Raw genomic sequence first — 12,484 nt, 5'->3', positions numbered from 1 at the left:
GATAATCGTTATGGCTTCGTCACTTTCCGCTTTGTTACCGACCGCTTCGCGCCAGTTTCTGGTGGCGCTGAGTGGTGGCCTGGATTCAACCGTTCTTCTGCATAAACTAATGCTGTTACGCGGTCAGGAGCCTGATATCCGTCTGCGGGCTGTGCACGTGCACCACGGTTTAAGTCCCCATGCCGACAGTTGGGTTACGCACTGCCAGAATCTTTGCGACCAATGGCATATTCCTCTCACCGTTGTGCGCGTAACGCTGGAAGAAAAAGGCGAAGGCATTGAGGCGCAGGCGCGGCAGGCGCGTTATCAGGCGTTTTGCCAGACGTTGCTGCCCGGCGAGGTTTTATTGACGGCGCAGCATCTGGACGATCAGTGTGAAACGTTTTTACTGGCGTTGAAGCGGGGGAGCGGGCCTGCCGGACTGTCGGCGATGCCAGAAACGCTGCCATTTGCAGGTACTCAGCTTATTCGCCCGCTGCTCAATGAAACGCGGGAGACGCTTCAGGAATGGGCGCGGCAGCACGCGCTGTGCTGGATTGAGGATGAAAGTAATGCCGATGACCGCTTCGATCGCAACTTTCTGCGTTTACATATCCTGCCGCGTCTTACGGCTCGCTGGCCGCAGTTTGCGCAAGCGACAGCACGCAGCGCAGCGCTGTGCGGGGAACAGGAGCAACTGCTGGACGAGTTGTTAGCTGATGAGCTAGCGGCTGCGACCTCGGCAGAGGGTGCCCTCGCGATTGTGTCGTTAGCGGCGATCAGCGAAGTGCGGCGCAGTGCGTTGCTGCGCCGCTGGCTGGCCGGGCAAGGGGCACCAATGCCCTCACGCGCTATGCTGCAGCGGATCTGGCTGGAAGTGGCGCTGGCACGAGAAGATGCCCAGCCATGTCTGCGTTTGGGCGAATATGAAGTACGGCGCTATCAGGGATATTTATGGTGGATCCCGACGATCGCCAGCCAGCGTGAAACGCTGCTTGTCTGGGAGGATCTTGCCAGACCGCTGCTATTACCGGCCGGATTAGGGCAACTCTCGCTCTCTGTTGGCGGCGAATTACGCGCCCCCAAGGCCGACGAGGCGGTATCTGTGCGTTTTCAGGCGTCGGGGTTGTTGCATATTGTCGGGCGTCATGGTGGACGCAAGCTGAAGAAAATTTGGCAGGAGCTGGGTGTCGCCCCCTGGCGGCGCGATACCACACCGCTCTTATTCTATGGCGAAACATTGATTGCGGCAGCGGGAGTTTTTGTCACGCAAGAGGGAGCCAGGAAAGAGGCGCAACGGAGTGTGCAGCTGCAGTGGCAAAGATAACGGGCAACATGCGCTGCCCGCAGTACATTCAGGACTCGCTCACCACAACGGTGCCGATTTCAGGATGGCTGAAGCTGGCAATTTTGTCGAGGCGCAGTTCGCGCGCTGTGCCCGCGACATCGACCACCAGATACTCCACATTTTTTCGTGAGACTAAATCGTTGGCTTTGGCGTTGAGCTTTTCGCCATCTTTTAATTCCAGCGTCAGTAAAAGATGATGCTGGCAGGCGAGCTCAAGGTTGTCATAGTCATCACAGTTGATGGGTTGATATGCATCATTTATTGACATAATCGCTCACCAGTAAGTTCGCGGCAGCATACGCCGCCTTTTCCCTGACCGACTCCGAAACGGTGTCATCCGACGCCATTTCATTCAGCACTTTCAAAACGCATCCCAGCGCGTCCGGAATATAGCCCAAATCCCCGCTGGCAATTTCTGCATAGCGTTTACGCACTAACTCACAATAATTGTTCACATCACCTCCTGTCAGCAACCTGACTTTACTGTGAGATAACACTAAGCCTACGAACATACACTTTGTTTAGCAAGGTGACTATACCACAGCCCGGATATCATTATCAGAGCGATGAATGCCTATACGCTCAAGAGATAACAGCGCTTTATGCTCAGATTCGCTACAATAGCCGCCATTTTATGAAGGAGAGGTGCAATGGCGCTTAAAGCGACAATTTATAAAGCGGTAGTGAATGTGGCTGATCTGGATCGCAATCAGTTTTTAGATGCCACACTGACCCTGGCTCGCCATCCTTCCGAGACGCAAGAACGTATGATGCTGCGCCTGCTGGCCTGGATAAAGTACGCCGACGAACGCCTGCAATTTACCCGTGGTTTGAGCGCTGAAGAGGAGCCGGAAGCGTGGCTACGCAATGATTACCTTGGCATCGATCTGTGGATTGAATTAGGGCTGCCGGATGAAAAGCGACTGAAGAAAGCCTGCACCCAGGCAAAAGAGGTGGCGTTATTTACCTATAATTCTCGTGCGGCGCAAATTTGGTGGCAGCAAAACCAGTCCCGCTGCGCCATGTTCAAAAATCTGAGCATCTGGTATCTGGACGATGAACAACTGGCGGGGCTCAGTGCGTTTGCGGACGATCGCACAATGACGCTCCAGGCGACATTGCAGGATGGCGCAATCTGGCTGTCTGCTAATGAACGCAATCTGGAAATCCACCCTGAAGCCTGGCAGCAGCAATGATCGAAATTTCCAGAACGGTTTCTGTGCCTGAAGATGAACTGGAAATCACTGCCGTGCGGGCACAGGGCGCGGGCGGGCAGCATGTGAATAAGAGTTCAACGGCCATTCACCTGCGTTTTGATATTCGGGCGTCCAGTCTGCCAGAGTATTACAAAGCACGCCTGCTTGAAGCGTCGCACCATCTGATTAGCAGCGATGGCTGGATCGTGATAAAAGCGCAGGAGTATCGCAGCCAGGAAATGAATCGCGACGCGGCGATAGCCCGCCTGGTTGCGCTGATCAAAGAATTGACCGTTGTGCAAAAAAGCCGCCGGGCAACACGCCCGACCCGCGCTTCGAAAGAGCGCCGGCTAACGACAAAAGCGCAAAAGTCCTCGGTCAAAGCATTGCGCGGTAAGGTTCGCCGCCATGATGGCTGACGCACATTAACGGTACTGTTCATAAGGAAAATAAAGTGAATAAGGCTATTTTATCAGCAATGGTGGGCGGCCTGCTGTTTGCCCTCATCGGGTGTAATAACCGCGGCGAGGTCGAAACCGTTCAGCCTGCTCAGCTTGAAGAGCTGAAACCGATGCAGCAAAGCTGGCGTGGCGTGCTGCCTTGCGCAGATTGCGAGGGGATCGAAACATCGCTCTTTCTGTCGAAAGAGGGGAGCTGGGTGATGAATCAGCGCTATCACGGGGGGAAAGCGCCTTCAGTGTTTGGCTCTTATGGTAACTGGGCGCGCACGGCGGATAAGCTTATTCTCACGGACTCCCATGGCGAGAAAACCTATTTCCGCGCCAAAGGTGAAGCGCTGGAGATGCTCGACCGGGAAGGCAATCCGATTTCCTCGCGGCTTAACTATACGCTGCAGCCCGTGAACGCGGCGCTGCCGGCAACCCCGATGACGATGCGAGGCATGTACATGTACATGGCTGACGCGGCAATTTTTACCGACTGTGCAACAGGGAAGAAAATGACGGTGGCCAGCAATGCGCAACTTGAGCGTGATTACGCCGCAGCGCGTGGAACAGAAACCAAACCTGTTCTGCTGGTGGTAGACGGGCATTTTGCGATTGAGCCTAATCCGGACACGGGAGCCGCTCAGAAAGTACTGGTGACAAACAGTAAGGGCAAATTTAACGCCAGAAAAGGGTGTAATGACTGATGCTCTGGATAGGTTGTATTAAAAAAGCCCCGGAAGGGGCTTTTTGTTTTCTGAGGCTTAGCCTTTGATGGCATTGACCAGATAATTCAGGATATCCCCGGTTTTGATGAGCTGTTTCTCACCATTACGACGATATTTGTATTCGATATCGTCGTTGTCGAGGTTGCGATCGCCGATCACAACGGTGTGTGGAATACCGATCAGTTCCATATCGGCAAACATCACACCCGGACGCTCTTTACGATCGTCCATCAGGACTTCAATGCCCTGTGCGCGCAGTTCGGCATACAGTTTTTCGGCCAGTTCCTGTACACGGTAGGATTTGTGCATGTTCATCGGCAGGATTGCGACCTGGAAAGGTGCAATAGCGTCCGGCCACACGATACCGCGCTCGTCGTGGTTCTGCTCAATTGCCGCAGCCACCACGCGCGTCACACCGATACCATAGCAACCCATGGTCAGGATCTGGTTACGGCCATCTTCGCCCTGAACGGCGGCATTCAATGCCTGAGAATATTTTGTGCCCAGTTGGAAGATGTGGCCAACTTCAATACCGCGTTTGATCAGCAGGGTGCCTTTGCCATCCGGGCTCGGATCGCCTGCCACGACGTTACGGATGTCCGCCACTTCCGGGGTAGCGACATCGCGATCCCAGTTAATACCAAAGTAATGTTTGCCGTCGATATTCGCGCCTGCGGCGAAATCACTCATGGCAGCCACGGTGCGGTCAATCACAACAGGAACCGGCATATTGACCGGGCCAAGAGAACCAGGGCCTGCATTAACCACAGCGCGAATTTCCGCTTCGGTGGCGAAGGTCAACGGGGCAGCAACCTGCGGCAGCTTCTCGGCTTTCACTTCGTTCAGTTCATGATCGCCGCGCACTAACAGCGCAACCAGTGCTGAACCGCTCTCTTCGGTGGCTTTCACCAGCAGGGTTTTCACCGTCTTTTCAATCGGCAGGTTGTGCTGCTCAACCAGCTCGGCGATGGTTTTTGCGTTAGGGGTATCAACCAGCGTCATTTCCTGCGTGGCTGCGGCGCGTGGTTCTTTAGGCGCTAACGCCTCGGCAAATTCGATGTTGGCGGCAAAATCAGAGGAGTCAGAGAAGATCACATCATCTTCACCGCTCTGCGCCAGCACCTGGAACTCGTGCGATGCGCTACCACCGATGGAGCCCGTATCAGCCTGTACCGCGCGGAAATCAAGATCCATACGGCTGAAGATTTTGCTATACGCTGCGTACATCGCGTCGTAGGTTTCCTGCAAAGACTCCTGAGAAGTATGGAAAGAGTAAGCATCTTTCATCAGGAACTCGCGGGAGCGCATTACGCCAAAGCGCGGGCGTACTTCATCGCGGAATTTAGTCTGGATCTGAAAGAAGTTCAGCGGCAGCTGTTTGTAAGAGTTCAGCTCGTTGCGGATCAGGTCAGTGATCACTTCTTCATGTGTCGGGCCGAGTACAAAAGGACGCTCGCCGCGATCGACGAAACGCAGCAGTTCCGGACCGTACTGCTCCCAGCGACCGCTCTCCTGCCACAGGTCTGCTGGCTGCACGACTGGCATTGACACCTCAATCGCACCGGCGTTGTTCATCTCTTCACGCACGATGTTTTCGACTTTTTTCAGAACACGCACACCGGTCGGCAGCCAGGTATACAACCCGGAGGCCAGTTTGCGGATCATCCCGGCGCGCAGCATCAGCTGGTGGCTGATGACTTCGGCGTCGGCAGGCGTCTCCTTCAGGGTGGAGAGCAGATATTGGCTAGTACGCATGTTGTTACGGTTCCATTTGGACAATTGGAGCAGGCCCGGTGCAGGCCTGACACAAAAAAGTGGTTTAGTTTATCAGCCTGGCAGAGATGCCAAAAGAGAGGGGCATAAAATTAGCGCGCTTCCAGCGCAAACACTTCAAACCCCGCCCCTGCGACTTGCCAGCGCACATTAAAATCCAGCACACAGACGGCGTAAGTTTTACCTTTTTCTTCCTCTTTGCGATAAGCCGGACGCGGGTCCTGCGCCAGCACCTCTATCAAAAAGGCTTTTAACTGCGGGTAGCGTGTTGCCAGTCCCGTCAGTTGCGCCTCTACTTCTGCTGTAAAGCTTATCGGGATGTCCGCTACCGGAGCATGCTGAGCATAACTGGCTTTAGCATCCGGTATGGCTTCGGCAAAGGGAAGATAGGGCTTGATATCCACCACTGGCGTGCCATCAACCAGATCGAGACTGCCCAGTTGCAAGATCACTTCGTTTTTTTGGCAGCGGATCCCTTTCAGCTCAACCAGCGACATACCGACAGGATTCGGGCGAAAGGTGGAGCGGGTAGCAAAGACGCCCATGCGTGCATTGCCGCCGAGGCGAGGCGGCCGGACAGTGGGTCGCCAGCCGCCTTCCATCGTTTGATGAAAAACAAACAGGATCCACAAATGGCTGAAGCCTTCCAGACCGCGAACGGCATCAGGCTGATTATAAGGCGGAAGTAAGTGAAGTTCGCCGCCGCCGTGTTTCACCAGGCCTGGCTGGCGCGGTACGGCAAACTTCTCTTTATAAGGCGAACGGATGACGCCTATCTGCTCGAAAGCAAAGGTGCTCATTTCGCCGAAATGTTAAGGGCAGAACCGACACACACGGCCTGACGGTAACAACCTGGCGTACCGCTGGTTACTTCACAACTGTGTTGCAGCACAGCGTTGGCTTTCATTTTTGATGCGTTGATTTGCATGCGTTTGCGCGCAGTCGGGATGTTTGGCGGGGAGTCCTGGTTGGTCGCCTGGCAGGATTCACCGGAGACTTCGCCCAGATCGCGGAAAGGTTTACCGATAAGTTCTTCGGCATTAGTGATAATGCGTACTGGCGCAGGACGAATGACTTTCGGTTTTTCCGGCTCCACTTTCGGTGCGGCTGCGGTGCTTTTTACAGGTTCGGCAGGGGATCTGCTTAGCAATGAACAGCCGCTTAGCATGAACGCTAATAAACAGATCGGTAAAGCACGCATAATATGTCCTCAATGTATTGTTTCTGACGCGGCATATTGAATCAGTCGCGTGTACAAATGACAAGACGGGCTTTCGCCCGCCTTGAATGATATTACAGTCAGAGGAGATTACCAGCCTTTCACGGCACCGCCGTTGAAGACTTTGTTAGCAGCTTCACTTACTTCGTCGGACTGATAAGCCTGCACAAATTTCTTCACGTTTTCCGCGTCTTTGTTATCTTCACGTGCAACGATCAGGTTTACGTACGGGGAGTCTTTATCTTCCACAAAGATGCCGTCTTTAGCCGGGGTCAGGCCGATCTGGCTGGCGTAAGTGGTGTTAATAACGGCCAGGGCGATTTGCGCATCGTCCAGAGAGCGCGGCAGCTGCGGGGCTTCCAGCTCAACGATCTTCAGGTTTTTCGGGTTTTCGGTCACATCCAGTACGGTTGGCAGCAGACCGACGCCATCTTTCAATTTGATCAGGCCTTCTTTCTGCAGCAGCAGCAGAGAACGGCCGAGGTTAGTCGGATCGTTCGGTACAGCGACCTGAGAGCCATCCTGCAGTTCAGATACTGCTTTGATTTTTTTGGAATAACCGGCAATCGGGTAAACGAAGGTGTTGCCGACCGGTACCAGTTTGAAACCGCGATCTTTAATCTGCTGGTCCAGGTACGGCTTATGCTGGAATGCGTTGGCATCAATATCGCCTTTGCTCAGCGCTTCGTTCGGCAGAACGTAATCGTTGAAGGTGACCAGCTCGACATCCAGACCGTATTTCTCTTTTGCCACTTTCTGGGCAACTTCCGCCACCTGCTGCTCAGCGCCCACGATCACACCGACTTTGATGTGATTCGGATCCTTTTCATCCTGGCCGCAGCCGACCAGCGCCAGAGAACCAAGCAACGCGCCTACTGCCGCAAAGGTCTTGAATTTAAAAGCCATGTTTTTTCCTTACTATCAGAGTCGTTATGTTGTGTGTAACGTTATTTATGCGTTACAGCCCGGACGATACGATCGCCAGCGAACTGAATTAAGTAAACCAGAACCACGAGTAATATCAGTACAGTATTCATCACTAATGGATTGTAGGTCACATAGCCATACTGGATCCCTAACTGACCCAGGCCACCTGCACCCACAGCGCCGCCCATTGCGGAGTAACCCACCAGGGTGATAAGCGTAATGGTTGCGGCGTTAATCAGCCCTGGTAGCGCTTCTGGCAGCAGCACTTTACGGATGATCTGCATTGGGGTTGCGCCCATAGCGCGGGACGCTTCGATTAAACCGGCCGGCAGTTCAAGGAGCGTATTTTCCACCATACGTGCGATGAATGGTGCGGCACCGACGGTCAGCGGAACGATCACCGCATACAGACCTATCGAGGTGCCCACAATAATGCGCGTAAAGGGGATCATCCATACCAGCAGAATAATAAAGGGAATAGAGCGGAAAATATTGACCAGCGCTGAGATCACCCGGTACAGACCCGGGTTTTGCATAATCTGACCAGGACGAGTGACATACAGCAGTACCCCAAAAGGCAACCCTACCACGAAACCCAACAAGCCCGAGGCAAAGGTCATAAACAATGTTTCCCAGATGCTGCGGGCAAAGAGCCACATCATTGCCTCAGACATAACCGAGTACCTCTACTTTTACATGGTGTTCTTGCAGCCAGGCGATAGCGGCTTGCGTATCCTGCTGGGTGCCGTGCATTTCTGTCAGCATAATGCCGAACTTCACACCGCCCGCGTAATCCATCTGGGCGCTGATAATATTGTTATTCACATTAAAGCGGCGTGCCGTTTCCGACAGCAGCGGTGCGTCCACTGACTGACCGGTGAATTCCATGCGCAACATCGGTACGCTATCCGCCTTGGGTTCAGCCTGTAGGCGCTGCAGGTAATCTTCCGGAATATCCAGATGCAGCGTGGACTGAATGAACTGCTGCGCCAGCGGCGTTTTCGGATGCGAGAAGACTTCGCTCACCGTATCCTGTTCTATCAATTCGCCATTGCTGATCACTGCTACGCAGTCGCAAATGCGTTTCACCACGTCCATTTCATGCGTGATAAGCAGAATGGTCAGACCCAGGCGACGGTTGATGTCTTTTAATAATTCAAGAATGGAGCGGGTGGTTGCCGGGTCCAGGGCGCTGGTGGCTTCGTCGCACAGCAGGACTTTTGGATTGCTGGCCAGCGCTCGGGCAATCGCCACACGCTGTTTCTGCCCACCGGAGAGATTCGCCGGGTAGCTATCGTGCTTATCGCCAAGACCGACCAGATCCAACAGTTCCTGCACACGGCGGTTAATCTCTGCGCGAGGTGTGTTATCCAGTTCCAGCGGTAAGGCGACGTTACCGAACACGGTGCGGGAAGCGAGGAGATTAAAGTGCTGGAAGATCATGCCGATTTGACGGCGTGCTTTCGTTAATTCAGCTTCGGAGAGTTGGGTCAGTTCCTGGCCATCGACCAGCACGCTGCCTTCTGTTGGGCGCTCAAGCAGGTTAACGCAGCGAATCAGGGTGCTTTTCCCCGCGCCGGATGCGCCAATCACGCCATAAATTTGACCAGCAGGAATGTGCAGGCTGACATTATTCAGCGCCTGAATAGTGCGGTTCCCCTGCTGGAACACTTTGGTGATATTCGAAAGTTTAATCATTAGATTATTTTTATCGTATGAGAGTTAGCCGTGGCATTTTCTTCTGCCTGCTACGGGGCATGCCCGTAGACAAAGCGGATGTTAAGGCATCCAGACGTCTAAATCAATGTCGCTCTGCGCGATGAGCACTTTCCTGTGCAGCGAAACATGAGATACTAGACATATAGGCCTTTTTCAGGAGTAAACCCGTGGCAAAGTCAGTACCCGCTATTTTTCTCGATCGTGACGGCACGATTAATGTCGATCACGGTTACGTCCATGAGATCGATAACTTCGAATTTATTGATGGTGTCATTGATGCCATGCGCGAATTAAAAGAAATGGGCTTCGCTCTGGTGTTGGTAACAAACCAGTCTGGCATTGCGCGCGGTAAATTTACCGAAGCGCAATTTGAAACATTGACGGAATGGATGGACTGGTCGCTTGCCGATCGCGGCGTCGACTTGGATGGCATCTATTATTGTCCGCATCACCCGCAGGGGAGCGTGGACGAGTTCCGTCAAACTTGTGATTGCCGTAAGCCGCATCCGGGGATGCTTATCTCCGCTCGCGATTTCCTGCACATTGATATGGCGGCTTCTTATATGGTGGGCGATAAAATAGAGGATATGCAGGCGGCGGCAGCAGCGCAGGTGGGTACCAAAGTTCTGGTGCGTACCGGTAAGCCTGTAACCCCAGAGGCGGAAAAAAGCGCAGATTGGGTAGTTAATAGCCTTGCAGAGCTGCCGACAGCCATCAAAAAGCACCAAAAATAGCCGTTATGTCGAAAAGATGAGCGGTTGAAATAAAAATGCATTTTTCCGCTTGTCATTCCTCTCCGGCTCCCTATAATGCGCCTCCATCGACACGGCGCTTAGCGATTAACTTCACAAGCGACGGTGAGTCGGAAGAGAAAAAATCCTGAAAATCAGGGTTGACTCTGAAAGAGGAAAGCGTAATATACGCCACCTCGCGACAGAGCGCTAAAGCGCGTCGCAACTGCTCTTTAACAATTTATCAGACAATCTGTGTGGGCACTCAAAGTGACATGGATTCTTAACGTCTCCGGACGCTAAATGAATACCAAGTCTCACGAGTGAACACGTAATTCATTACGAAGTTTAATTCGATGAGCATCAAACTTTTAAATTGAAGAGTTTGATCATGGCTCAGATTGAACGCTGGCGGCAGGCCTAACACATGCAAGTCGAACGGTAGCACAGAGAGCTTGCTCTCGGGTGACGAGTGGCGGACGGGTGAGTAATGTCTGGGAAACTGCCTGATGGAGGGGGATAACTACTGGAAACGGTAGCTAATACCGCATAACGTCGCAAGACCAAAGAGGGGGACCTTCGGGCCTCTTGCCATCAGATGTGCCCAGATGGGATTAGCTAGTAGGTGGGGTAACGGCTCACCTAGGCGACGATCCCTAGCTGGTCTGAGAGGATGACCAGCCACACTGGAACTGAGACACGGTCCAGACTCCTACGGGAGGCAGCAGTGGGGAATATTGCACAATGGGCGCAAGCCTGATGCAGCCATGCCGCGTGTATGAAGAAGGCCTTCGGGTTGTAAAGTACTTTCAGCGGGGAGGAAGGGAGTAAGGTTAATAACCTTATTCATTGACGTTACCCGCAGAAGAAGCACCGGCTAACTCCGTGCCAGCAGCCGCGGTAATACGGAGGGTGCAAGCGTTAATCGGAATTACTGGGCGTAAAGCGCACGCAGGCGGTCTGTCAAGTCGGATGTGAAATCCCCGGGCTCAACCTGGGAACTGCATTCGAAACTGGCAGGCTAGAGTCTCGTAGAGGGAGGTAGAATTCCAGGTGTAGCGGTGAAATGCGTAGAGATCTGGAGGAATACCGGTGGCGAAGGCGGCCTCCTGGACGAAGACTGACGCTCAGGTGCGAAAGCGTGGGGAGCAAACAGGATTAGATACCCTGGTAGTCCACGCCGTAAACGATGTCGATTTGGAGGTTGTGCCCTTGAGGCGTGGCTTCCGGAGCTAACGCGTTAAATCGACCGCCTGGGGAGTACGGCCGCAAGGTTAAAACTCAAATGAATTGACGGGGGCCCGCACAAGCGGTGGAGCATGTGGTTTAATTCGATGCAACGCGAAGAACCTTACCTGGTCTTGACATCCACAGAACATTCCAGAGATGGAGTGGTGCCTTCGGGAACTGTGAGACAGGTGCTGCATGGCTGTCGTCAGCTCGTGTTGTGAAATGTTGGGTTAAGTCCCGCAACGAGCGCAACCCTTATCCTTTGTTGCCAGCGGTCCGGCCGGGAACTCAAAGGAGACTGCCAGTGATAAACTGGAGGAAGGTGGGGATGACGTCAAGTCATCATGGCCCTTACGACCAGGGCTACACACGTGCTACAATGGCGCATACAAAGAGAAGCGACCTCGCGAGAGCAAGCGGACCTCATAAAGTGCGTCGTAGTCCGGATTGGAGTCTGCAACTCGACTCCATGAAGTCGGAATCGCTAGTAATCGTAGATCAGAATGCTACGGTGAATACGTTCCCGGGCCTTGTACACACCGCCCGTCACACCATGGGAGTGGGTTGCAAAAGAAGTAGGTAGCTTAACCTTCGGGAGGGCGCTTACCACTTTGTGATTCATGACTGGGGTGAAGTCGTAACAAGGTAACCGTAGGGGAACCTGCGGTTGGATCACCTCCTTACCTTAAAGAACCTGCCTTTGTAGTGCTCACACAGATTGTCTGATGAAAAACGGGCAGTAAAAATCTCTGCAGGCTTGTAGCTCAGGTGGTTAGAGCGCACCCCTGATAAGGGTGAGGTCGGTGGTTCAAGTCCACTCAGGCCTACCAAATTTTCCCTGAATACTGCGTTGCAAAATGACTCACATACGTCAGTATGTTTCGCCATTTCACGCCTTGTCTCAGGAAAAATTACGGGTAAACGAGATTAACTACGATGGGGCTATAGCTCAGCTGGGAGAGCGCCTGCTTTGCACGCAGGAGGTCTGCGGTTCGATCCCGCATAGCTCCACCATCTTTACTGTCTGAAACAAGAAAACTTCAGAGTACACATTCTGTGTGTGCTGCGAAGTTTTGCTCTTTAAAAATCTGGATCAAGCTGAAAATTGAAACACTGAACAGTGCGAACTGTTCTGTGAGTCTCTCAAATTTTCGCAACTGATGATGTTTTACGAAACATCTTCGGGTTGTG

At 53.2% G+C, this 12,484-nt stretch carries 13 protein-coding genes, 2 tRNA genes and 1 rRNA gene; 8 read left to right on the top strand and 8 right to left on the bottom strand.

The genetic code is table 11. From position 1 onward, the window contains the following. The first annotated feature begins 10 nt into the window (after positions 1 to 10). Positions 11 to 1,306 carry a tRNA lysidine(34) synthetase TilS gene (tilS, locus tag ACUY4S_RS18870; protein ID WP_312687435.1) on the top strand — a complete coding sequence of 432 codons (1,296 nt, stop codon included), beginning with the start codon at positions 11 to 13 and terminating at the stop codon, positions 1,304 to 1,306. Between the two features lie 28 nt (positions 1,307 to 1,334). Here tilS and rof read toward each other — a convergent pair whose 3' ends face one another. Both rof and ACUY4S_RS18860 read right to left on the bottom strand, forming a co-directional pair. Beyond that, complete coding sequence (gene rof / locus ACUY4S_RS18865) at positions 1,335 to 1,595, bottom strand: Rho-binding antiterminator (protein ID WP_312687436.1); 261 nt, start codon at positions 1,593 to 1,595, stop codon at positions 1,335 to 1,337. After that, positions 1,582 to 1,782, bottom strand: a complete 201-nt coding sequence (locus ACUY4S_RS18860) for a YaeP family protein (protein WP_312687438.1) — start codon at positions 1,780 to 1,782, stop codon at positions 1,582 to 1,584. Before ACUY4S_RS18860 ends, rof begins: the two co-directional genes overlap by 14 nt. A 195-nt stretch (positions 1,783 to 1,977) precedes the next feature. Here ACUY4S_RS18860 and ACUY4S_RS18855 point away from each other — a divergent pair, with 195 nt between their 5' ends. From ACUY4S_RS18855 to nlpE, 3 genes are read left to right on the top strand one after another with little or no spacing between them, the layout of a single operon-like run. Beyond that, positions 1,978 to 2,523, top strand: coding sequence for a YaeQ family protein (locus ACUY4S_RS18855; protein ID WP_312687441.1), 546 nt, complete (start codon positions 1,978 to 1,980; stop codon positions 2,521 to 2,523). After that, positions 2,520 to 2,942, top strand: coding sequence for an alternative ribosome rescue aminoacyl-tRNA hydrolase ArfB (gene arfB, locus ACUY4S_RS18850; protein WP_312687443.1), 423 nt, complete (start codon positions 2,520 to 2,522; stop codon positions 2,940 to 2,942). Before ACUY4S_RS18855 ends, arfB begins: the two co-directional genes overlap by 4 nt. 35 nt (positions 2,943 to 2,977) lie before the next feature. Further along, entirely contained in the window at positions 2,978 to 3,673 is a 696-nt protein-coding gene (nlpE, locus tag ACUY4S_RS18845) for an envelope stress response activation lipoprotein NlpE (RefSeq protein WP_312687444.1), read from the top strand. A gap of 57 nt (positions 3,674 to 3,730) precedes the next feature. Here the strand turns inward: nlpE and proS are convergent, their stop codons facing one another. The 6 genes from proS to metN all read right to left on the bottom strand — a co-directional run bounded on the left by proS (position 3,731) and on the right by metN (position 9,311). Then, complete coding sequence (proS, locus tag ACUY4S_RS18840) at positions 3,731 to 5,449, bottom strand: proline--tRNA ligase (protein WP_458021842.1); 1,719 nt, start codon at positions 5,447 to 5,449, stop codon at positions 3,731 to 3,733. 110 nt (positions 5,450 to 5,559) lie between these two features. Further along, positions 5,560 to 6,267, bottom strand: coding sequence for a tRNA (N6-threonylcarbamoyladenosine(37)-N6)-methyltransferase TrmO (gene tsaA / locus ACUY4S_RS18835; protein WP_458021843.1), 708 nt, complete (start codon positions 6,265 to 6,267; stop codon positions 5,560 to 5,562). After that, the gene (rcsF, locus tag ACUY4S_RS18830; protein ID WP_312687450.1) at positions 6,264 to 6,668 is read right to left on the bottom strand and encodes an envelope stress sensor lipoprotein RcsF; all 405 of its coding nucleotides are present in this window, start codon (positions 6,666 to 6,668) and stop codon (positions 6,264 to 6,266) included. The genes tsaA and rcsF overlap by 4 nt, the downstream gene beginning before the upstream one ends. Before the next feature lie 108 nt (positions 6,669 to 6,776). Then, on the bottom strand, positions 6,777 to 7,592 hold the full coding sequence (gene metQ / locus ACUY4S_RS18825; protein WP_312687452.1) for a methionine ABC transporter substrate-binding lipoprotein MetQ: 816 nt from the start codon (positions 7,590 to 7,592) through the stop codon (positions 6,777 to 6,779). Positions 7,593 to 7,633: 41 nt separating this feature from the next. After that, on the bottom strand, positions 7,634 to 8,287 hold the full coding sequence (locus ACUY4S_RS18820) for a methionine ABC transporter permease MetI (RefSeq protein ID WP_312687454.1): 654 nt from the start codon (positions 8,285 to 8,287) through the stop codon (positions 7,634 to 7,636). Further along, positions 8,280 to 9,311: a methionine ABC transporter ATP-binding protein MetN gene (metN, locus tag ACUY4S_RS18815; RefSeq protein ID WP_312687456.1), complete on the bottom strand. Its 1,032-nt coding sequence runs from the start codon at positions 9,309 to 9,311 to the stop codon at positions 8,280 to 8,282. Before metN ends, ACUY4S_RS18820 begins: the two co-directional genes overlap by 8 nt. Before the next feature lie 188 nt (positions 9,312 to 9,499). Between metN and gmhB the strand changes: the two genes are divergently transcribed. From gmhB to ACUY4S_RS18795, 4 genes are all read left to right on the top strand, one after another. Next, entirely contained in the window at positions 9,500 to 10,066 is a 567-nt protein-coding gene (gmhB, locus tag ACUY4S_RS18810) for a D-glycero-beta-D-manno-heptose 1,7-bisphosphate 7-phosphatase (RefSeq protein WP_458021844.1), read from the top strand. A gap of 370 nt (positions 10,067 to 10,436) precedes the next feature. Next, positions 10,437 to 11,976: ribosomal RNA gene (locus tag ACUY4S_RS18805) — 16S ribosomal RNA — on the top strand. Positions 11,977 to 12,046: 70 nt separating this feature from the next. Next, positions 12,047 to 12,123, top strand: a tRNA-Ile gene (locus tag ACUY4S_RS18800). Positions 12,124 to 12,231: 108 nt separating this feature from the next. After that, positions 12,232 to 12,307 (top strand) — tRNA-Ala (locus ACUY4S_RS18795). Positions 12,308 to 12,484 lie beyond the last annotated feature (177 nt).

The organism is Kosakonia beeri (genome assembly GCF_054165705.1).
Note: the sequence above shows the minus strand (reverse complement) of the source record. Positions and strands in the feature narration are given on the sequence as shown.

Coding starts and splice junctions, on each gene's coding strand:
- metQ (WP_312687452.1), bottom strand. CDS start 7,592: ATGGCTTTTAAATTCAAGACCTTTGCGGCAGTAGGCGCGTTGCTTGGT.
- arfB (WP_312687443.1), top strand. CDS start 2,520: ATGATCGAAATTTCCAGAACGGTTTCTGTGCCTGAAGATGAACTGGAA.
- rcsF (WP_312687450.1), bottom strand. CDS start 6,668: ATGCGTGCTTTACCGATCTGTTTATTAGCGTTCATGCTAAGCGGCTGT.
- tilS (WP_312687435.1), top strand. CDS start 11: ATGGCTTCGTCACTTTCCGCTTTGTTACCGACCGCTTCGCGCCAGTTT.
- ACUY4S_RS18820 (WP_312687454.1), bottom strand. CDS start 8,287: ATGTCTGAGGCAATGATGTGGCTCTTTGCCCGCAGCATCTGGGAAACA.
- metN (WP_312687456.1), bottom strand. CDS start 9,311: ATGATTAAACTTTCGAATATCACCAAAGTGTTCCAGCAGGGGAACCGC.
- rof (WP_312687436.1), bottom strand. CDS start 1,595: ATGTCAATAAATGATGCATATCAACCCATCAACTGTGATGACTATGAC.
- tsaA (WP_458021843.1), bottom strand. CDS start 6,267: ATGAGCACCTTTGCTTTCGAGCAGATAGGCGTCATCCGTTCGCCTTAT.
- ACUY4S_RS18855 (WP_312687441.1), top strand. CDS start 1,978: ATGGCGCTTAAAGCGACAATTTATAAAGCGGTAGTGAATGTGGCTGAT.
- proS (WP_458021842.1), bottom strand. CDS start 5,449: ATGCGTACTAGCCAATATCTGCTCTCCACCCTGAAGGAGACGCCTGCC.